The organism is Nocardia sp. Tas62D01 (assembly GCF_055232035.1).
In genome coordinates this window covers 6252720-6273391 of the sequence record NZ_JBUYUZ010000001.1, presented here as the reverse complement: position 1 = coordinate 6273391, position 20672 = coordinate 6252720, and the positions used below count along the sequence as shown (strand labels likewise).

21 protein-coding genes and 1 pseudogene are annotated in these 20672 nt (G+C 64.8%); 11 read left to right on the top strand and 11 right to left on the bottom strand.

Annotated features, from left to right (window positions below):
• Positions 1-79 precede the first annotated feature (79 nt).
• Positions 80-259 (top strand): annotated as a pseudogene (locus tag ACV7NQ_RS29885) (GTP-binding protein); the annotation flags it as partial.
• A gap of 139 nt (positions 260-398) precedes the next feature.
• On the opposite strand, the gene ACV7NQ_RS29880 reads toward ACV7NQ_RS29885, so the two are convergent.
• Both ACV7NQ_RS29880 and ACV7NQ_RS29875 read right to left on the bottom strand, forming a co-directional pair.
• Positions 399-1064 (bottom strand): transposase, encoded by a 666-nt coding sequence (locus tag ACV7NQ_RS29880; RefSeq protein WP_463362641.1) that lies wholly within the window; start codon positions 1062-1064, stop codon positions 399-401.
• Between the two features lie 194 nt (positions 1065-1258).
• Positions 1259-1570 carry a DUF1330 domain-containing protein gene (locus ACV7NQ_RS29875; protein WP_463362640.1) on the bottom strand — a complete coding sequence of 104 codons (312 nt, stop codon included), beginning with the start codon at positions 1568-1570 and terminating at the stop codon, positions 1259-1261.
• Positions 1571-1611: 41 nt separating this feature from the next.
• Between ACV7NQ_RS29875 and ACV7NQ_RS29870 the strand changes: the two genes are divergently transcribed.
• Positions 1612-2160: a MarR family winged helix-turn-helix transcriptional regulator gene (locus tag ACV7NQ_RS29870; RefSeq protein WP_463362639.1), complete on the top strand. Its 549-nt coding sequence runs from the start codon at positions 1612-1614 to the stop codon at positions 2158-2160.
• Positions 2161-2190: 30 nt separating this feature from the next.
• Here ACV7NQ_RS29870 and ACV7NQ_RS29865 read toward each other — a convergent pair whose 3' ends face one another.
• From ACV7NQ_RS29865 to ACV7NQ_RS29835, 7 genes are all read right to left on the bottom strand, one after another.
• Positions 2191-3087: an ISL3 family transposase gene (locus ACV7NQ_RS29865; protein WP_463362638.1), complete on the bottom strand. Its 897-nt coding sequence runs from the start codon at positions 3085-3087 to the stop codon at positions 2191-2193.
• 225 nt (positions 3088-3312) lie between these two features.
• Positions 3313-5328, bottom strand: coding sequence for a hypothetical protein (locus ACV7NQ_RS29860; RefSeq protein ID WP_463362637.1), 2016 nt, complete (start codon positions 5326-5328; stop codon positions 3313-3315).
• A complete protein-coding gene (locus tag ACV7NQ_RS29855; protein WP_463362636.1) occupies positions 5325-5654 on the bottom strand; it encodes a helix-turn-helix domain-containing protein in 330 nt (109 codons plus the stop codon). Before ACV7NQ_RS29855 ends, ACV7NQ_RS29860 begins: the two co-directional genes overlap by 4 nt.
• A complete protein-coding gene (locus ACV7NQ_RS29850; protein WP_463362635.1) occupies positions 5654-6037 on the bottom strand; it encodes a tyrosine-type recombinase/integrase in 384 nt (127 codons plus the stop codon). Before ACV7NQ_RS29850 ends, ACV7NQ_RS29855 begins: the two co-directional genes overlap by 1 nt.
• Entirely contained in the window at positions 6010-6774 is a 765-nt protein-coding gene (locus tag ACV7NQ_RS29845) for a hypothetical protein (protein WP_463362634.1), read from the bottom strand. The genes ACV7NQ_RS29850 and ACV7NQ_RS29845 overlap by 28 nt, the downstream gene beginning before the upstream one ends.
• Before the next feature lie 124 nt (positions 6775-6898).
• Entirely contained in the window at positions 6899-7576 is a 678-nt protein-coding gene (locus ACV7NQ_RS29840; protein ID WP_463362633.1) for an ISL3 family transposase, read from the bottom strand.
• A 236-nt stretch (positions 7577-7812) separates the two neighbouring features.
• Positions 7813-8739, bottom strand: coding sequence for an SDR family NAD(P)-dependent oxidoreductase (locus ACV7NQ_RS29835; protein ID WP_463362632.1), 927 nt, complete (start codon positions 8737-8739; stop codon positions 7813-7815).
• A 131-nt stretch (positions 8740-8870) separates the two neighbouring features.
• Here ACV7NQ_RS29835 and ACV7NQ_RS29830 point away from each other — a divergent pair, with 131 nt between their 5' ends.
• The 5 genes from ACV7NQ_RS29830 (at position 8871) to ACV7NQ_RS29810 (ending at position 13289) form a co-directional block, all read left to right on the top strand.
• On the top strand, positions 8871-9443 hold the full coding sequence (locus tag ACV7NQ_RS29830; RefSeq protein ID WP_463362631.1) for a TetR/AcrR family transcriptional regulator: 573 nt from the start codon (positions 8871-8873) through the stop codon (positions 9441-9443).
• Positions 9444-10340: 897 nt separating this feature from the next.
• A complete protein-coding gene (locus ACV7NQ_RS29825) occupies positions 10341-11300 on the top strand; it encodes a hypothetical protein (protein WP_463362630.1) in 960 nt (319 codons plus the stop codon).
• Positions 11301-11425: 125 nt separating this feature from the next.
• The gene (locus ACV7NQ_RS29820) at positions 11426-11749 is read left to right on the top strand and encodes a D-arabinono-1,4-lactone oxidase (protein ID WP_463365874.1); all 324 of its coding nucleotides are present in this window, start codon (positions 11426-11428) and stop codon (positions 11747-11749) included.
• Positions 11750-12215: 466 nt separating this feature from the next.
• Complete coding sequence (locus ACV7NQ_RS29815; protein ID WP_463362629.1) at positions 12216-12371, top strand: hypothetical protein; 156 nt, start codon at positions 12216-12218, stop codon at positions 12369-12371.
• Between the two features lie 6 nt (positions 12372-12377).
• On the top strand, positions 12378-13289 hold the full coding sequence (locus ACV7NQ_RS29810; RefSeq protein WP_463362628.1) for a hypothetical protein: 912 nt from the start codon (positions 12378-12380) through the stop codon (positions 13287-13289).
• Positions 13290-13568: 279 nt separating this feature from the next.
• On the opposite strand, the gene ACV7NQ_RS29805 is transcribed toward ACV7NQ_RS29810, so the two are convergent.
• Both ACV7NQ_RS29805 and ACV7NQ_RS29800 read right to left on the bottom strand, forming a co-directional pair.
• A complete protein-coding gene (locus tag ACV7NQ_RS29805; RefSeq protein ID WP_463362627.1) occupies positions 13569-13748 on the bottom strand; it encodes a chitin binding peritrophin-A domain-containing protein in 180 nt (59 codons plus the stop codon).
• A gap of 444 nt (positions 13749-14192) precedes the next feature.
• Positions 14193-14612 carry a DUF2000 family protein gene (locus tag ACV7NQ_RS29800; RefSeq protein ID WP_463362626.1) on the bottom strand — a complete coding sequence of 140 codons (420 nt, stop codon included), beginning with the start codon at positions 14610-14612 and terminating at the stop codon, positions 14193-14195.
• A gap of 50 nt (positions 14613-14662) precedes the next feature.
• Here ACV7NQ_RS29800 and ACV7NQ_RS29795 point away from each other — a divergent pair, with 50 nt between their 5' ends.
• From ACV7NQ_RS29795 to ACV7NQ_RS29780, 4 genes are all read left to right on the top strand, one after another.
• Positions 14663-15499, top strand: coding sequence for an AraC family transcriptional regulator (locus tag ACV7NQ_RS29795; RefSeq protein ID WP_463362625.1), 837 nt, complete (start codon positions 14663-14665; stop codon positions 15497-15499).
• Positions 15500-16191: 692 nt separating this feature from the next.
• Positions 16192-17157 (top strand): DUF1152 domain-containing protein, encoded by a 966-nt coding sequence (locus tag ACV7NQ_RS29790; protein ID WP_463362624.1) that lies wholly within the window; start codon positions 16192-16194, stop codon positions 17155-17157.
• Positions 17158-17997: 840 nt separating this feature from the next.
• Entirely contained in the window at positions 17998-20070 is a 2073-nt protein-coding gene (locus ACV7NQ_RS29785) for a recombinase family protein (RefSeq protein ID WP_463362623.1), read from the top strand.
• A gap of 5 nt (positions 20071-20075) precedes the next feature.
• The gene (locus tag ACV7NQ_RS29780; RefSeq protein WP_463362622.1) at positions 20076-20228 is read left to right on the top strand and encodes a hypothetical protein; all 153 of its coding nucleotides are present in this window, start codon (positions 20076-20078) and stop codon (positions 20226-20228) included.
• Positions 20229-20672 lie beyond the last annotated feature (444 nt).

Genomic DNA, 20672 nt, shown 5'->3' with positions numbered 1-20672 from the left:
GATGCGGGCCCGGGTCAGCGGCCCACGCTGTCGAAGAACTTGGCGACATCGAGATCGATGACCCAGTCCTTGCGCCAGATTGGCGGGCGGGCATACGCCCGAGACCGAGGAGTACGGCATCCGCAGCTGCACCTATCGCGCCGACCGTCCGTTCCACCCGGCCCGGCTCGAGCAGGTACTCAACGGCCTGCGAGGTGTATTGCGCAGCAAGGGTTTCTGCTGGATCGCGACTCGTCCCGAGATCGCGGCGATCGCTTCCACGCGGCCCGCCTGGGTGTCGACATCGATTCGCTCGCGCGAATCGCTCCGGGCCGCACCGAATCTCACCGACGCCGCCGAACGCGGCAGGACCCGATCGGGCTGGCGCTCGCCGCCCTCGGCGCCTGCCAGATCGTCACCTATTTCTCGGTGATCGGCGTCCGATCCGTTGGTAACACGCCGTCGAAGAACACCCACGCCGCCTCGAACCCGGCGATGACGTCGTTGAGGGTCTCCCGATAGGTCGGATAGACGAACATGTGCCGCGAATACACCGCGGTGAAAATCAGGCCCTTCACCACCCGCCGCCGGCCCTCGACCTCGGTCAGCAAGCCCAGCCGGCCGAAATCGACCTGCACCTCAGCGCCGGGTTCGCAGTCGTCCACCCGCACCGTGGTGCGCCGCTTCCCGAACCCCAATTCTGTTGTTGCGTAACGGTTCAACGTCCGATACGACACCATCACACCCCGCCGGCCGAGCAGAATATGGATCTTGGTCAAGGTCAGGCCCTGATCCAGCCACTCTTTTATCTGATCCCGTTGCGCGGCAACGGTTTCCCATGCATCGCTCTTGCCATTGGGGCGCTTGCGCCGCACCCCGGCGATCACCATCGTCAGCAACTCATCGCTCAGCTGCTCGACACCACCAGTGCGGTCCAGCCCGCACGACTGCGCCATCTCCACATACCGGCGCGCAGTCTTGCGGTCGGTGCCCGATAACCGGGCCACCTCCCGCAACCCTCGACCCTGCAGCCACAGCAGCAGCATCTCCCTGATCTCGATCACCGAAACCTCCCGGTAGCTCATTTGGCCAATACAGCGGCCGAGCGACCGGAAGCCCCGAAGCCACGCCGGGTGGTCCCATAACTGGCAAAACCGCTAGTCAGGTGGTCCCATCAGTGGCAAACAGGGTGGTCCCATGCTCATGGCAAAAACGGCTCCGAGGTGGTCCCTTTCTCCGGTTCTGACGCAGTTAGCGTGAAGAGGACGGGCCTTCGCATTCAGATCCCGGTCGGCGTGTCGGCTACCCCTTCCATGAACAGAAGCCGACGCTCGAGTGCGTCGGGGCGTACCGCGAGTGCTTCGGCGTAGTCGGAAGAGCGGTACCAGGTTCGGAGGTCGGCCATCGATGGGAACTCCACGACGACTGCGCGTTCTTCGTCGTCCCAACGCCCCTCCGCTGCGACGGGGCGAGCGCCGCGCACGAGGTATCGGCCGCCGTGCCGGGCGATCGAGGCGGCGGCGAGCGTGCGATAGCGCTGCATCAGTTCCGGATCGCGTGCCCGGACCTCGCTGATTACGTAAGCTGGCATAGCAACAACCTTACTAGAAACCTTTCCAGTAAGATATATGCATGATCGACCGGACCGAGCACATCCTCTCGGCATGGCATCGTGAGCTGCCCGAAGCGCTCACTCCAACCTCCGAGCTGGGTAAGCGAGTGCTCGACCTCGCTCACGCGCTGACCGCGGCAATCCATACGGCCCTCAGTCCGTTGGAGCTCACCATGGCCGAATACGACATTCTCGCTGCCCTGCGCCGGGTGGGTGACCCGTACCGACTATCGCCGACCAACCTCGGCTCGGAGCTCATTCTCTCCAGCGGCGGAGTAACCAAAACTCTGCACGGCCTGGATGCTCGCGGTCTGATCGAGCGGCAACCCGACCCTTTCGACAAGCGACGCAACCACGTCCAGCTCACCTCCGCCGGCTTCGAACTTGCGGAGCGGGCCGTCCTCGCAAGCACTGCGGCCCAGCACCGGGTGTTCGAACTCGTTACTCCAACGAGCGCGGCAACCGCTACCGAAGCGCTACGCCGGGTGGCGACCGAACGAGCCAACAGCAACGACACAACCACGTCCGGACGTGCCGCATTGCGGAATACCGCGCCTCCGGATGTATGACCTTCACGTACCCATAGAATATGGGCATCGTCAATCCTCGTGTTCGCTCGCAACGTCGCCAGCACCCGTCAAGGGGTTCCAGGTGATCCGGAATCGGGTTTCGATAGCGTAATCATCCCTGGAAGTGACTTTTTCCGCTGTCGCGCTAAAATCGTTGTGGCTGTGCAGTATTCGCTTCCGGAGCAGGTCCAGGTTCGATCTTCCAAAGCACTGCCGTTTGAGGGCCTTGATCTTGTTAACGGTGCCTTCAGTTGGACCATTGCTCCAGGGCAGGGTGAGCCCGGCGGTGACGGCGGCGAGGTCGTGCTCGAGGCCGGTCACGAACGAATGTAGCGCGGGAAGGTCGTCGGCGCGTACCTGGTCCATCCATTCAGGCAGCCGGTCACCGCGCCGGTCGCGCATGATGACCGCGAACGCGCCGACATGGCGGCGGGTGGCCGCGAGTTCCGTGCAGCGGGCCAGGATCTGGTTCAGTTGTTCACTGTCGCCGGTGGCGAGGGTGTCGGGGTCGCGCATGATCCACGCTGTCACGGTGCGGATCTTCGGCACCGTAGGCGGGATCGCGACGGGCCGGACCGGTATGCGCCCGCAGCGGTGGGTTTGCAGGTAGCGGTAGACGGTGCGTTGGCTGCCGCGGTAGCCGAGCTGGTGCAGTTCGGCTGTGAGCGCGGTGACGTCGGTGATCCCGGCGTTCCACCGCTCGAGCAAGTGCGGCACGAACTCATCCAGCACCGCCACCCGTGAGGTGGCAGCGGCGATCACCTCATCCGGTGAGGTGGCAGTGACGAAGCGCCGCACTGTTTTCCGATCGAGACCGAGTTCCTTGGCGATCGTTCTCAAGCCCATGCCCTGCTTCCGCAGCCGGTGGACGGCATCGAAGCGTTCGCGGGTTCGTGCCCGCAGCTGCGTGTGCTTGTCGTCGGCCACGGGCGCTGCGACCGGCGCCGGTGCGGCGGGACTGGCGCCGGTCGTCGCGACCGCCGGGCGGCGTGCGGGTTCTGTTGCTGCAGAACATGGTTCGCCGAGGCAGCTGCGGTGGGCGATGACGGTCTTGTCCACGGCTTGTCCGAGGTTGTGCCATAGGTGCCAGCGGTCTGCGCATTGGGTGGCCTGGGGTGCGCCGCGGCGCGCTGCCTCCTATGGTGAGATCAGCTATTCGAACTGTTGGAATGCGGTATCGGGCTCTGCATTTCGTTGACTGACTTCGGCGGCATAGGTGGCCCAGTCTCCGGCGGACAGCTTCTGCCATTGGATCGCGGACTTGATGTGGATCCCGAGCATCTTGGCCAGGATCGCGGCCGGGATTTCGGCGGCGAGCGCGAACAGTGCGGTCTTCCGGCCCTGAGCGGGACGTATTCCGAGAGTTCGTAGGCGGCGGGCGAGCGACTCCTCGCTGAGGGGTTGTCTCGGCCATCGGCCCGGGAACAGCCAGTCAGAGGGAACCTTGACCAATACGCTGCCCGGCGGCCTGCGCGTGGCCACCAGCTTGCCGACCAGGCTGTCTATCGGTGGCGGTAGCACGATGGGACGTGCGCCGAGGAACAAGAGCGTGTGATCTTCCTCGTGACGGACGTGCTGGGTCGTCAATGCGGTGATGGCGCTGAGTTTTTGGGCGTAGAGGAGAATCAGCAGCCCTGCCACTCGGTCAGCGACCGGGTAGGTGTCGTCCTGCAAGAGCTGTCGTGCGTCGGCCCACCGGCGATCCTGGTCGAGTGCCTCGGTGGGGCCGGTCCAGCGCGTCGCCGGAGCGACCAGGCGGGATGCGTGGCGGTGGGTCACGGCCCATCGCACGAAGCTCGCGGTTCGGTCTGCCCGGTGAGGTTCGGACCCGAGCCATTGGTCGAGGTCGCCTTGAGTGCATGTGGTCAGGGACAGTTCCCGGGAGTCGAGCCAGTCCAGGAAGGCCGCGGTGTCGGTGACATGGTGACGGACGTTTCTCACCTGCAGGGTGCTGGCAGGCTGGCCGTCGAGGCGCCCGCGCAGCCGACGCAGGTGGTGCCAGACGGCATATCCACGCAAAACACGTTGATGCTCAACGGATTTGCGTTCGATGATGGCCTGGTCGATCCAGCGTTCGAGGGCGGTCAGACGCTGGTCGCGGGGCGTCAGTGCCCCGGCCGCCACGAACATTGATCGCAGGTGTTCGACGGTGCCGCTCGGCGGCATCGCGTCGAGGGTCTCGTGGGAGATGGTGTGGTGAGCGGCGACGGCTCGGAGGGTGTCGCGGACGCCGGTCTTGTTCAACCAGTCCAGTGCGTGGTCCGGGCGGTCGACTTGAACGAGAGTTTCGCGGAGTTGGTCCAGTTGCTGCGCAACGGCATCGCCATCAGCGGTGAGGATCTGTCGGAGCTTGCGGTCCAAGCTGCAGCGTGCGCACTCGGTCGTGGTGAGTTGCCAGGTGATCCTGCAGGTGCCGCAGCGGTTCCAGAACGCCGGATCAGGGTTGACGCATCGGGCGCATAACGGTTCCTGCCGCGTGCCACCTTGCAGTGGGGCGCTGGTGCCGCAGCCCGAACACACGACCCAGGGTTCGCGGCAGCGGACGCATATCGGCTGACCGGTCGCGCGCGAGACGCTGCCTCGCCCGGTGCGCCCGCAGATGCCGCAGACGATATCGGAGCGCGGGCGGCAGCGTGTGCAGACCGGCCCGGCATCGGTGAGCGCGGCGACGCGACGGAGGTCGCCGCAGTTCACGCACTGCTGCCAACTCCTCGGGTCGCGCCACCAGCAGTTCTGGCAGATGACGTGGCCGTTGTCGTTGCGGCGGGCCGGGGGTTTGACCTTGCCGCAGCGGCCGCAGGGCATAGCCGCCGCCTTTCTGGTGCAGCCGGCGCATAGCCGTAAGCCGTTGAACGGACAGCCGAGCTTGCGCTGTCTGCCGCAGTGAGGGCAGGTCGGCTCAATCACCGTGGTGGCGCCGGCGTGGACCAGAGCGTGGATGAATCGGAGGACACCCGGCGACGCTGCCGAAGCTCCTCCGCCGGTGAGCAGTTCGGGTCGCTCTGCCACTTCTTCAGCGATCCGGCGCTGGCCCGCGGGATGTGCCGCGGCCTCGCGGAGAGCTGCGACGATCGTGTCCGGAACCAGTGTGGGCTCCATCCCGGCGAGCAGCATCAGCAGCGGGCCGACCTGCTCGGCAAGTCGTGACCGGTCGATCCTCTTGGTCACCGGGTGATCCTGGCGCGCTTCGGGCGCAGATCCCCCAAACCGTCTGCCGCGGCACCGCCCGCCACCTTCTTCGGTCGACTCGCCGCGCTCTGTGTGGTGACGGGTTCGATCAGGTCGTCCATCGAACAGTCGAGGATGTCCATCAACGCCATGAGGATCTTCAGACTCAGTCGCTCGGGCCGCTCGGTGACCAGCCGGTAGACCTGGCTGGACGACAGGATGATCTCTCGCTCGGCCAGCGGGCCGATCAAGTCCGTGGTCTGGAACATGCCACGGTCGGCCATGATCCGACGCAGGTGCCAGCGGTAGTCCAGCTTCCGGGGCATCAGTGGTCCTTCCCGTTCGGTGCGGCCGGCTCCAATGCCGGTGCGAGCGCCTTGCGCAGCGCGGTGTTCATGAAGTCGTCGGACACGTGCGTGTAGATCGCTGTCGAACTGTCGCACTCGTGGCCAACCTGGACCTGGATGAATCTCCGGTCCACACCATCCTCTGTGTTGTGCGTCACCCAAGAATGTCGAAGGCTATGGGGCACAAGGGTTTTTGGTAGTCCCAGAGCATCGCGGTAGGACACGAACCGTGCGTTGATCTCCGGGGGTCGGACGCGGCCGCCGCGCTCGGTCACCCATAACGCCGGATGCTCGGGGCAGCCGAACTTCGGCCGGACGTTCTCCACGTAGTCGGCTACCGCCTCCACTGCCCAGCCGAACACCGACAGCACGTTCCGGCGGCGAGGCGGCTGACCGGTTTGGCCTTGCCGTAGCGGACATGCAGCGTCCCGTACCGACCGAACTGCGGCGCCTCCGGATTGCGTCCCCAGTCCACGACATCCAGCCGCGAGGTCTCGGTCCTGCGCAGTCCCCAGCCATACATCACTTTGAACAAGGTCGCGTCTCGATACGCCGCTAAGGCCCCCTTGCGCTTCGCACGCACAGCGCGGTCGACCTGGTCATCCGCATAATCCAGGAACCGCTGCAACTCCTCACGGGTGAACGGCCGCGCCTCCGGGTCACCCTCGTAGGACTGCAGATGAGCGATCGAATTCCACTCGTGCACGATCATCACCGGGTGCTCGCCGGGCCCGAACTCGGCCTCACACGCCAACGCCCAGCCGTACCGGCCATCGCAGAGATACTCGTTGAACAGGCGCAAAGTCCCTTGATAGGCACGGATAGTGGACGGAGCCAGATGCCGTTCACCGGTCAAGGACAGCGACCACTCATCCACATGCGATGGCATCCACCGCCACGGGTAGTCGTTGGTGAACTCCACGAACTGACGCACCAGCCGCTCCCGCTCGGCGATCGTCTCCAGCCGCAATCCGCGAGCTGTCTGCTGCGCGCGCCAGCCCCGCATCATCGCCTCGACCATCGCGTCCTCCGGGCGCAACTGCACCACACCCGACACCAGCTCCAGGTGCGCCGCACCCGCCAGATCGACCTGCCGCAACCCACCTCCAAGACTCGCCCGGATAGCGGGATGATCATGCATCAAACGGGAGACACACAACAAATCGGCAGGTCAAAGGCGCATAACTCGATGACGGCGCGCTAGCATCAAACCTTGAAATCCATCAGGGAATTGGGACGTCCTCGCCCGTTTGATGCAATTCCTGAGGGTTGGCATAGGCGCCGGCCCGGTCACGGGTGATGATCTCGATCTCCGGGTGCTGCGACAGCCATGCCGCCAACGGATCGGCCTCACGCCCGTCGAGGACGTCCACGGGCCGGTGTGTGGCCATGTCCAGCAGGATCGTGGCGTACCTGCGGGAGCGTTTGACGGCGAAATCGTCGACCCCGAGCACGGTGATCGCATCGACCGGCGGGTCCGGCAGTGCGCGGACCAGCCGCAGCAGCGTATCCCGGCTGCCCGACAACCCCAGCTGGGCTGCCAGCCGAGCCCCGGCGCGTCCCGCCAGCGCCACCGCGATCCTGGTGAGCATCGCGTTCAGCTGATCGGTGCGACGTGACCGTTTCACCGTGAGCCCGTCGACCTGTTCAGCGAAAGTCTTTGCCCGGCAGTCGGCATTCACGCAGAAGAACCGTCGCACGATCAGCCGCAGGACCATCCGCCGCCCGGCGACAGCAGCGTCGGCAAGCCGACGGCGATAACGGGAATGCACGCGACTGGAAGCGACTCCGCATCCGGTACACCGGGCTATCGAGGTAGCGACAGCAGCGTCGATGACCACGGCATCGGCCTCAGCTCGGACCTCCCGGATCAGCAGATCGCTCAAGTGCGGCAACAACATTCGAACAAGATCAATGCGCGCCTGCCACCTTCACCCATACCAGGCCGGATCCTGCGGCGACGCGCCGACCAGCGCGATCACGCTATCTACGCCAGAACCGGAAGAAGGGACCACTTCGGAGCCGTTTTTGCCATGACGGTGGCAAACGACATTCGGTGGGAGCGTGAGGCGGGAGTGCCCGGTCGGCTCTACGTCGCCCGTTCCGTGATCAATCACCCCTGAGCCTGTCGTGGCGCTCAGGCGGTGGCGCCGCCGGTCCGTACTCGTTCGGCGAAGTCCCAGAGTGCGAGTTCGCGTTCGGTGTCGTATGACTCGTCAGACGAGGGCACTGCCCGTTTGCGGTCGATGTACGAACCGGAGGGCGCGGCGGTTCCGCCGAGGATGGCGTCAGCGAGTTTGCGTCCGGCCGTGGGGACGGTGTCGACGATCGGTGTGACGGCCAGCGCGGGAAGGACCCACCGGTTGAGGAAGCGATCGACCGGGCCGGCCGCGCGGGCCAGCCCTGTGCCCGGGACGAGGCTGGGGTTGTACGAGATGATGTCGATACCGGGCGGCAAGCGCCTGGCCCACTCGTGGACCAGATAGATGGCGGCGAGTTTGCTGGTCGAGTAGGCGGTTCGGCCTGCGGCGACGGTGGTGGGTTTCGGGAAGGTGCCCGGCTGCGCGAGGGTCTCCGGGGCGGACCAGCGCGGTGCCGGAACGATTCCGCCGGTGTGTTTGAAGTCGCCGAAGTGGGTGTCGCTGACAGTGATCACGATCCGTGCCGGGATACGGAACTGGTGCTCGAAAGCCCGGAGTAGCAAGTGGTTTGCCAGCACGTTCAAGGCGAAGGTGGTCTCGTACCCGTCCGGAGTGGCATGCAGGGCATCGACGAATTGGATACCGGCATTGCCGGCGAACCCGTGGAGCTCGGGGACGATGCCCCGGTCGAGCATCTGATTCACCGTCGTGGCCGCCGACCGGATGCTGTCGACGCTGGCCAGGTCGGTGGGCACGAGTGTGACGTTGTCGGAGATGGTGTGCAGCTCGGCGAGGGTTTCCTGGCCGGACTTCCCTCCGCGGGCGAGCAGGACCAAGTGCGTTTCCTTGTCGTCGCGCACGATATTCGCGGCTGCGGCTCGCCCGATCCCGCCCGTTGCGCCCGTCATGATCAGAGTGTGCATTTTCTGGTTCCGTTCGTATGCGGGCGCACTTGTCGTCGGATTTCGTGCGGCTGATGTTTCCCGAACGCCCTAAGTTGACAGCGTCCACTGAAACATTTCTCAGTGGACGCTGTCAACTGTATGGTGAGGGTGTGCCAATTCGTGCAGAGACCGCAGCGATGACCCGGCAAGCCCTCCTCGACGCCGCGTCGAGCCTGCTGGACAGCGGCGGAGTAGGCGCGGTGACCCTTCGGAATGTCGGAAGCCGTGCCGGCGTCTCGCGCACAGCCGCCTACCGCCACTTCTGCGACAAGGATGATCTGCTCATGGCCGTGGCGGCGGAGGCGTGGAACGCGCTCGCGGCCCGGTTGAACGCGATTTCAGACGACGCATCGCGGAGCCCGGATGCCGCCCTCCGAGACGCCCTGCACACATTGATGGATATCGGACGAGCACGCCCTCACCTGTATCGCCTGATGTTCGCACAACCGGCGGGCAATTCCACGTCCGCTATCCAGGCGGCATCGACTGCGCAGGAGTACTTTCTCGCCATCGTCGGACGCAAGGTCGGACGCGAACGCGCCCATCCCGTCGCGGGCCTGCTGCTGTCCGCCGCACACGGCATCACCGACCTCGAACTGGGCGGACATCTGGCGGCGGAGAAATGGCGCGCCGACGGCAAGCAGCTGATCGACCTGCTCGCCGAGATCATTCCCGCTCAGTGAAGAGCCTTTCACAGCCCTGCAATGGGTGCGGATACGCGAGCGGGATGCGACTGTGGGAGTGGGTGGGGCGCACTCCAGTCGAGCTGATCGCTGAAAGGATTAGGGGGGTATAGACGGTGGCGTCACAGGTCCGGCAGGCGTGGAGACGATGCCCGCGGCCGTTGACCTGTCGGCAGGCGAGCCAGCCGACCAGTGTCCGGCCGGCCTCGAGGAGATAACGTTCGGGCAGGTGATCGGCGCGGGTTCTTCCCAGCGGCCGTTGCGTCGCTGATATAACGCTGCGGGATCTCGACGTCCAGCATCTGGCATTCGACTAGGTCGCGTTGCTGGAGCGCACGGACACTTCGTCGGGTGCTGGCGCGGCCGGGTCGATGTGGCGGGCCGAATGGCACGCTGTCCTCGTCGCGCACATCCAGCGATGCAGCGAGGATCCATATCTCGCCGCCGTCCGGGTCCGCGAACAATCGCCATCCTGCGTGAGGGCCGAGGATGTCGGCCAACCGCGTCTGGCTGTAGAGGTCTCTCAGCACACGGATTTGTCGACTACCGAGGCCCCGAGACACCTCGCAAGCGTAAGTGCATCCTTCCCCGATTTTGGCGTGATCGGCCCGTGGGGTCCAAGTCCGCCGGATTCGGCGCTAGCGTGATCAGCAACGTCCTGACCAGCAGGTTTCCCGGTGGCCAGCCCATTTCTGCGAAAACCGGCGCTAAGCGGTTACCGCGCATAGGTACCGACTATGTGCGGTAACTCTTATGCCGACCTGGGGAAACGCCCCTTCCCCGGGTGCGACGACTCCGGAAACTATGTGCGGTAAGGCTTGCCGCCAGTTCTGACGGACTTGGACCCCACGGGCCGAAGCGAACTCGTGGAGCGTTCATGACGCGAAAGCCGAACAGGTGCGCCAGAACCTGGCCGCAGGGCTGCGCGACCGCTGGAACATCGACGTCGACGAACTCTCCCGCCGCGCCGACCCCGACGCGATCGAGCGGGTGGTGCACAACGCCTACTCCGACGGCGCAAGCCTGGATCGAGCCCGGCTGGCGCAGAAGTACGCGATCAACGCCACCGCCGAAATCGGCAGCCTCAGCGACGACCAGCGCAAAGCCGTCTACGCCGCGATCGAGGAATACACGCACGCGGCGGCGAAATCCCTGGGGATGCAGCGCAGCTCGACACCACCATCGCCAGGTGTGGAAGCCACCCAGGAAGCGGCGCGGGCCCGGGTGCGGTTCCTGCTCGCCGAGGCCGACGAGCCCGCCCAGGACAAGGTGCTGTTCGCCCTGGACTACCTGACCACCGACCCGCGTGCGGCGATCAGGCAAGCCAACTGGGGTGCCGACGCCGACACCCGCGCGAAGATGGACCTCGCGCTGCGCGACTACCAGGCCCGCCTGGCGCGTGGCGCCGACACCAGCCAGATCGTCTCGCAGCTCACCCGTCTGGTCGCCGACCTGCCCGAAGCCGACCGCGACAACGCCCGCGCCCGCGGGAAGGCGATCAAAGCCGCGCCCGCCCAGGAGTTCAGCCGTTGTGGCCGGGCGCGGTCGACAAGGACGCGCTGGGGCAGAAGATCACCGACTACGTGCGCGCGGCCCGCTCCCAGATCGAGACCGATCAGGCCAAGGCCGCGAAGCTGCGCGAGGAGATCGAGGCCGCCACCAAGGCGAAGGGCTCCGGCCTGGCCCCGATCGAACGCGACGCGATCAACCTCGCGCTGGCCGACGCCGACGCACCCGGCACCGGCCCGGAACCGAAAACCGTATGGGCAGACAAGGAATCGGCCTACCGCGCCCGCCGCAACGAGGCACGCCAAGAGGCTGAGCGCCGCGCCGAGGCGACCCGCGCGGCAGTCGTGACCGTGCTCGCGGGCGGCGGGCCGAGTTCAAGCCGGTCATCGACGAATGGCTGCGCGCGGACCTGACCGCGCCGAAGAAGCAGCGCCACACCGTGCGGCGGATCTTCACACCGATCGTTCTTGAACGTGTTCAAGCGCATGGGCCCGAGCAGCCGCGCCCCGCTGTCGTGGCCGCATCCGGGGTTCATGCTGAGCCTGGACTTCCCCCTCAAGCCGGGACTGAACGAGTTCTGCGCCGAACTTGATCAGCGGGTGCTGACCGCCGGTGGTCGCCTCTACTTCGCCAAAGAGTCGCGCACCACGCCGGAAATGGTTCGAGCAATGTATCCGCGGTTAGAGGAGTGGCGACGGATCCGTGATGATGCTGATCCGGAGCGGGTGTTCGTCTCCGACCTGGCTCGTCGGCTCCGGCTGGTTGATGATGATGAGCTGGTCACTGCGCGCCAATAGCCGCGCGGGTTGGTCGGCGCTAGCGCGGACTCCGCGCCTTTTCAATCAGGTTGTGCGTCCGCTGGGTAGGATTGCACGTTCTGGAACCCTGTTGTCAGACAAGCGGTTACGGTGTCGTGCGTTCGGATCGGTGCAGCCTGGATGATCTGATGGTCGCTGCTGAGCCGCTGGATTCGGTGCGCGAGCGGCTGCGGCTCGGGGCGGCATGGTCGTCTCGGTGGACAGCGTCATGGCGATACAGCGGAGACGCAATCGTCTGCGCGGTACGCGATTTGGCGGCCATGCCGTCCACGGCATCGGAGCCTGTTCGTCGGTTCTGATCTTTCCGATCGACCGCCGCTGGCTGGTGTCGCGTACCTGTCGAAGACCGGCGGAATCGCGGAGGTGATGGTCAGCCCAGCCGGAGTATTGTCAGCGATCCAGGCGATCTCCGCGTCGGTTCCGATTCGCCAGGAACCGCCGTCTGATGACCTCCGGTGGCCTGCCCGGGTTCGGTCCCGGCCGGGCGGACGAGGAATCGTTCGGCTGCCCCGACCGCGCCTGTGATCACGTGGCCACGACCCTGCCCGCCGGGTCGGCGCCGCGCTGCGTGCTCACCAACACCCCGATGCGGCGACAGTAGACATCGGTGGGCACTTTTTTCCAGGAACTGGCCAAGAAACTTGCCGAACGATGGATCACCCTGCTGGTCATCCCCGGCGCCCTCTTCCTCGCCACCGCCGGAATCGGTGTCCGGTTGGGCCACCAGCATGCCCTCGACTACACCCAGCTGCGCACGATCGCCGCCGCTGTCACCGCATGGATAGCACGGCAGGCCGCCGGTAGCCAAGCCGTGACGGTGATCGCGGTGCTGCTGGCCACCGCAGGCGTCGGGCTGATGGTGCAGGGGTTGGCCGGGGCGACCCGGATGGTGTGGCTGGGCCCGTGGCCCCGCCCGCTGGCACCGCTTCTGCGCTGGCGGGTCGAAAGCCGTCGCCGACGCTGGCACGCGCGCGTGAACCAGCGGCGTACGCTGCAACAAACTTATCCGCAAGCGTCCCGCACCCCCGACCAGCAGCGCGAAATCGATAGTGCGGCCGAGCGGGTCAACCGGCTGGCCTTGGCCGAACCCGGTCGACCCACCTGGATGGGTGACCGTATTCACGCTCTCGAAGCCATCGCCGCCAACCGCTACGGGCTCGACCTGACCTTCGCCTGGCCACGCCTGTGGCTCGTGTCGCCCGACACCACCCGCACCGAGATCACCACGGCGAACGCTGCTTTCGCCGCCGCGACGGCCACCGGCACCTGGGCTTGGCCTTACCTTCTCCTAGGCACCCTGTGGTGGCCGGCGGCACTGATAGGCGTCGGTATCGGGACAACCGGATGGGTTCAAGCCCGTGCCGCCGTTGCTGACCTGACCATTCTGTCCAAAACCGCCCTCGACCTGCACGGCCGCGACCTCGCCACCGCCCTCGGTGTCGCCGAACCCAACCGCACCGGCCCACTCACCCTCAGCGAAGGCCAACAACTCACCACCCTCATCCGCAAAGGACGCTAACCCCACCAAACCAGCCCATCCCACACCTCCGAACGCAGCGCCTCCGATCACCGCCGTCAACCACGAGGATGTAATGCGCGGTAATGCTGCTCTCCGGACGTTGTGATGTCACCGTTCTCAGAGTTCCCAGATCGGACGTCGGTCGTTGCAGGTGCGGACCAATCGAGCGCGTCCAAGAGGGCCGGGCAGTCAACTCCTGGACACAGCCCCTGCCCGCGTCGCTGTCCAACACGTGTGTCGACCTACCGCCCCGGGGATGTTCGAGCCATACAGGGGGCCTTATACGCATTGCCCCTGTTCAGGATCGAAATGCGTGCCTGGCGGGCAATTGCGCTCGTAGGCGTATGAGTGGGCGACGCACGACATGAACTTGGTGGTGTCGCCGTCCGGATGCGGGTAATTGCCGTCCTCCTTGCCCGAACAGTCGTACCAGTCGACCAAACGATCCTCATCAGGCATGGTAGGTGTCCCTTCTCAGTGCTGGTGTGGGGTCACTCCATCAGAGCACGCAAACAGCCTTCGGTGTCGGGCTTCTACGTGAATTACCCTCTCCAAGTTACGGTTACGATCGACCGACCACGCTACAGGTAGCCAATGCAGCTGGATGCGGGTTCGCGACTGCACCTTCTGCGATCCGCGGGGCCACCTGATCCCCATACAGGAGCTGCGCTGAACCGACTCCCGACCGGGATCCAGCGCGGGCGTGACGGCCAAGCGCCAGCCGCAAACGTCGAGCCAGGAACAAACGTCCTGACATGCCGCGATCCGCGCGTTCGGCCGCGCACAGCCATTGGCCAGCAGTCGATCTCGGGAACGTCCGCATCTGCCGATGTGCGGTAGCCCGTCGCCGACGGTCTCGAGCGGGCGCTTCGGCCGCTGCCCGGTCGGGCTACGGCGTTCGGTTCACGGATGCATTCGTGAACCTTTGAGTATCTTGTCCACGACGTTGCGCGGTCCGTACACGGCGATGCCGACGAGGTCCAGGCCGTCGGTGCCGACCGCCCGCACCGCGGCCCGGTTGTCCCGGTCGTTTCCGGTGGTGAACAGATCGGAGGTGAACACCGCCGTCCGCAGCCCCTGCGCCAGTGCCCTGCCGTGCGCGCCGCGCAGCACCTCCTTGGTGCCCTCGAAGACGAGCACCGGCTGCCGGAACATCGGAAGGTAGATCGTTGCGTCCGCGTCCTCGTACGGTTCCCCGATCACCTCCGGCTGTGCCGTGCCCAGACCACTGACCAGAAATGCCGTCACATTCAGCCGCTGCCAGGTCTGTAGGTCCGCGCGCAGCAGTACCGCGAGCTTGGTGTCGAATCGCACGTTCTCCATGCCGATGACTCTCCCGCCATCCGGCCCGCCGAGGCTTGTACGATCCTGGCATGGTTGCCGGCGGCGCAGTCGAGCAGGTCAGGGCCTGGCAGCCGGGGGTGCCAGGTATCGTCGAAGTCTTTCATGCCCGTTTCATCGGGCACGTCTACCCGATGCACGCCCACAATTCCTGGACGCTGCTGATCGTCGACGATGGGGCGGTCCGCTACGACCTCGACCGTCACGAACACGGGGTCCTCGGCTCCGTGGTCTCGCTGCTTCCGCCGCATGTTCCGCACAACGGCCAGGCCGCGACCGCGCACGGGTTCCGCAAGCGTGTTCTGTACCTCGACCATGCCCATCTCCCCGAGGCGATGATCGGTTGCGCCGTCGACACTCCCACCTTCACCGACCCACTGCTGCACCGCCGCATCCGCCAGCTGCACGCGGCACTCACCCACCTCGGCGAGGAACTAGAGGCCGCCAGCCGCCTCGCTCTCATCCACGACCGGCTCCGCGACCTGCTGCGCGGCACCGATCCGCCGTCTCGGCGCGCCGATCCTGGGTTGGCCCACCGCCTGCGAGAACTGCTCGATTCCCGTACCACCGAAGGCATTTCCCTCACCGAGGCCGCGGTCGTATTGCACGCCGATCCCACCCACCTCATTCGCGCGTTCAGCCGCGAGTTCGGGATGCCACCGCACCAGTATCTGATCTCCCGCCGGGTTGATCTTGCCCGCCCGCTGTTGCTGGGCGGCATGCCCGCGCGAGACGTGGCCGCCGCCACTGGTTTTCATGACCAACCGCACCTAATCCGACACTTCAAACGCATTCTGGGCACGACGCCCGGGCAATATGCACGCAGCGCTGACGACCCCCACGCCCGGATGAACCTGCCGCACCAGTAGCGCGCCGGGCGTTCCGCCGAATATCCGCATCTGCCGCATACCGCGCTGATCGAACCGGTCGGAGCGGGGCAGGCGACCTGCAGGTGGCTGTATCGATTCGAGGCCGACCGAACGCACCGCGCCATGACGATGACCGCGCAGCGGCCCTTGCTCGGAGACCGACTCGGCTTCTCTGCGGATTTTTAGGTGCTCGATTGTGTAATGAGCCATCACCCAGGCGTTTCGAGGTCGTCGGCAGTCGTCTCGTCGAGAGAACCACGTCCGGGATCCCGGTCGCCGGCTGGCCCGGCGGGCTGTGCACGCTGCAGCACGGAAATGGTTCGGATAACTGCAGAAACACAACAAAACCACAGGCCGTTGACCTGTGGTTTTGCCATTTTGTGGGCCTAACCCTAATCAATCCGAACCACCCGACGGCCGAAGGGCCGACGCTCCGGATCAAGCCAGTAGGCGCACGCAGGGTGACATTGAAGGCATGACCTGCGGTTTTGGCGGTTCGCTGGTTATCAGCGCTCTTCGTGCACCCGCATGATCGGCGGCGCCGAAACACCCGACTCGATATGTCTCCCGGTTGTTACCAGCGGAAAACACTCGATAAGCGGCATGAGCGTGCGACGTGTGAGTTCGGAGCAACGGCAGGCCGGGATAAAAGACTTCTGGCGCCATGTTGTCGCCGTGGCCATGATGGCGAGGTGACTTCGTATCACTTGGCCGAGCCGCCGCTGTTCACTCGCCTGCGCGACGCCTCGAGCGTGCTGATCGCTGGGGCGGGCGGCGGATTCGATGTGTACGGTGGTCTGCCGCTCGCCGTGGCACTGGAAGGGCTGGGCAAAAAGGTGTATCTGGCGAACCTGTCGTTCAGCGACCTGCGCCGGACCCCGCTTGAAGACTGGCTGGTGCCGGGAGTCGCCGCCGTTAATCCCGAGACCATCGGCAATGATGATTACTTCCCCGAACGCAGCCTGGCGCGATGGCTGGCAATCACTGGTCGCGAGCCGGTCGTGTACGCGTTCCCCAAATCCGGTGTCCGGCCCTTACGCGCGGCCTATACCGCGCTTGTTGAGCAGCTCGACGTGGACGCCCTCGTGCTGGTGGATGGTGGCACAGACATCCTGTTGCGCGGCGACGAGACCGGCCTGGGCACTCCGCAGGAGGACATGACCAGCCTCGCGGCCGTGGCAGGGCTGGACAGCATCGCCCGATTGGTGGTGTCGGTCGGTTTCGGCGTTGACGCCTATCACGGCGTCTGTCACGCACATGTGCTCGAGAATCTCGCGGCGCTGCAACGGCAGAACGCGTTCCTCGGAGCACTCTCCATACCGCTGGACAGCCCGGAAGGCGCGGCCTATCTCGCCGCAGTCGCCCACTCATTGGCCGAAACACCTTTGCGCCCAAGCATTGTCCACTCCCAGATCACCAGCGCGTTGCGCGGGGAATTCGGCGATGTCCAAGCCACCGACCGCACCCGCGGCACAGAACTGTTCGTGAACCCGCTCATGGCGATGTACTTGGCCGTCGATCTCCCGGCACTGGCGCGCACGGTCGAATACCTACCATTCCTCGAGCTGACCGATCACGCCTACCAGGTGGCGCAGGTAATCGAAGCCCACCTAACGTCGCGGCCCGGGCCCCGCCCTTCCAGACTCATTCCACACTGACCGGATCGATGACGGCAAAACCCGGCCGGAGTCGCCCTTCCCACCGGACACGTCCTGTCATCGGCATTACCGGGCATTCGGCTACTGTCGCCATGATCGATTCGCAGAACCGATCTGGAACATGTTCTCTCAGCGGTTCACCTGCCGTCGGTGGTCCCACGACTGGCAACCGGGTGGTCCCACAACGGGGGTGGCAAATGACAACCGACCACATCGGTGGCGCTCACCAAAACCCACTGCCATACAGGGGAAACCACGCACGGCAAACCGAAAGGGGACCCATCCCCGGGGAGAACACTGACACCCACGTCAACACCAAGACACGTCGACCCACGTCTACGTCAACACCCCAGTCAACAAAACCCGTTGACGAAAAAGCCACAGATCCGCGAAAACACACACTGACCTGCGACTTTACCTCATTACATCTGTGGGCGAAGGGGGACTTCAACACCCACCCCGCGAAGGCTGGGATTGATTTCTGTTCCCATGTTCGTAGCGCCCCGCCGAGGGCGCGACAACCTCGAGAAGGCCACGGTCGGCATCCAGAAAACCGACAAGTCGGCAGCCCTTGAACAGCTCATCAACACAATGTTGATCGCGGGAACCGTCCCCGATGACGATAATGCGCAACCCGCCCACACGATCGACACCGCTGCCGTCTCGCGTTTCATGCGGCATGGACAACGAACCCTCAGCGAACTCACCATGGTCGATCGGCCGTCGACAGCCTGCTACACATCGACACCTATCGGCCACCTTCGACATCATCCACATCGCAGGTGAGCAAGGACGACGCCTGAACATCCTGCAAGCACAAGCCATCCGGGAGGCACTGCAATGGTCGACCCAACAAACCCCATCCAACCCCACCGCGATACCGCCCGACCCGACACCCAGCCCACGCAGGACGACAACCCCGCCGCCGGTGAGCGGGAACTGATCGGTGACCCACAGTCCACGGTGACCATCGAAGACCTGATCGCCCGACTCACCCCCACCAACCCAAACCAGATCGCACCCATCATCCGCGCCGCCTTCGTCGGCAGGACCTCCACCGACGACAACCAAGACCCCACCCTCTCCATCCCCCGCCAAGTCACCACCTGCCAAGCCAAACTCGCAGGGTTGCCGATCCAAGTGGTGATCGTCGCCTACTACTGGGACATCGAAACCGGCCGCCTCGACCTCGACCAACGCGGACACGGCACCAGCCACGAAAAGTTCAACGTCCCCGTCCCGCGTGACGGCGGCATCACCGACCTCCTCACCGCCGCGGCCGCCGCACAGCCCGCCTTCGATGTCGTTATCGCCGAACAAATCTCACGCACCGCCCGCGACACCCGAGCATCCATCGAATTCGAACACCGGCTCAAACAGTGCGACATCCAACTCTGGTGCGCCAACGAACCCATCGACATCACTACCGGCGACCCCGCCGCCACCACCACCCTCGTACGCGGCATGAACCGCGCCATCGCCGACTGGTACGTCCGCAACCTCCTCGAACAATCCCGCGGCGGCACCGAACAACACATCAAAGCCGGCTACAACATCGGCAAAATCCCCCACGGCTACCAACCCCACCACATCCCACACCCAGTACCCGCCAAACGATCCCGAGGACTCCACAAAACCATCCTCATGATCGATGAGGACACCGCACCCACCATCCGCCAGATCTACACCTGGCGCATCACCGAACGACTCGGCTACACCCGCATCTGCGACCGACTCAACCAAGACATGGACCGCTACCCATCGCCTAACGGCGGACCCTGGTCCACCAGCACCATCTCCCACATCCTGCACAACCCCAAATACACCGGCTACCAGGTCTACAACCGCACCCGCAACAAAACCACACTCCACAAAAGCAAAACCAAACCCGCCAACCAATGGATCTGGTCACCCCAACCCGCACACCCCCCCATCATCACCATCGACCAATTCCACGCCGCCCAACACATCGCACCCGGCCGCGAACGCTCCCGCAGCGACCGAACACCCGGCGACCCCAACCCCCACCGCCAAACCAAACACGTCTACCCCCGGCTGCGCTCCTACATCACCTGTGTCCACTGCAAACACCGCATGTGCGGCAAAGCCGACGGCGGCGCCCGCACCTACTACTTCTGCCAACCCCGCACCAAAGCCTCACGACCCCCCGGACACCCCACCGGGATCTACCTCCCCGAACCCGAAATCCTCGCCGCCATCACCGAATTCTTCAACACCCACGTCCTCGGACCCCACCGCCGCGAACTACTCCTGACCTCACTCCAGACCACCGACACCGCACAAGCCGAAGAACACCAAACCCAAATCGACACCACCCAACGAACCCTCACCCGCATCGACAACACCCGGACACGACTCATCCGCAACCTCGGCATCTTCGACTACGACACCGACCGACACGTCATCGAAGACATCCGACAACAACTCCGCGACCTCGAAATCCAACACCACACCAAGGTGGCCGACCTCACCGAACTCACCAAAACCCAACCACCACAACCCCAACCAGCACTCGACCTCATCAACCAACTCCCCCAAACACAACTCGACCTCACCGAACTCCCCACACCACTCCTACGACAACTCCTCGACGCCTACGCCTTCACCACCACCTACAACCACCAAACCCACCACGCACACTTCACCATCCACATCACCGCACCAACCCTCGACCACATCAACCACCTCACCACCCACGCAGCCGACCCCACAACACCCGCAACCACACAAAACCCGCATCCCGCAAACTTGAGTTCTGTGCCGAATCCCGGACCTATACCGAAGATGTGGTGTGGCACGAGCCGGACCGAATTGCGAAGGGGCGCAAGGACCTCGAACGGCGCGCCGAAGAGTTGCGCGCCGAAAACCCGGACTGGGTCTTCCGACCCGTAGGCCCCGTGTCGGAGCTCGATGACATCGGCCACCTCGGCTTCCAGTACGGCCCTGCCGGCCAACCGCCGGTGGTCAGTGGTATGGACATCGCTCGTACCAAAGATGGCGTCATCATCGAGCTCTACACCATCGTCACCGAGATCCGTCAGCCGTCCTAGCTTGATGCCGAGGTGGCCAGACGAGACTTCTGCGGAGTGCACGAGTCGATGATCGCGACAACATCCACCGATGGACGCTCCTCGAGATTGCTTCGAACGCACCATAATAGCCGCTTATCGAGCGATCACCCGGCGGAGGTTGGCCGGCCAGCGGTGTGGCGCGGTTCGCGGCGCGATGTCGTGACCACGGACGAAGCATGAGGAAATGCCACCGAATGGAGACTGGCAACGCCCGCCACGACGTGAGACAAACCGGAAACGGCCAGGTCAGTCAGCTGGCGGTCCGCCGCGACTTTCAAGACCCTACACAAGAAACTATAGGGTTTCAAAATCGTGGCCAAATCTCACAATGTGTCCTGTGTCAGTGAATCTTGCTCTGTGTCAATGAATCTTGCTCATGTGGCCGGTTCTGCCAGTGCGGTTTGCTTGTTGTCTTGATCGTAT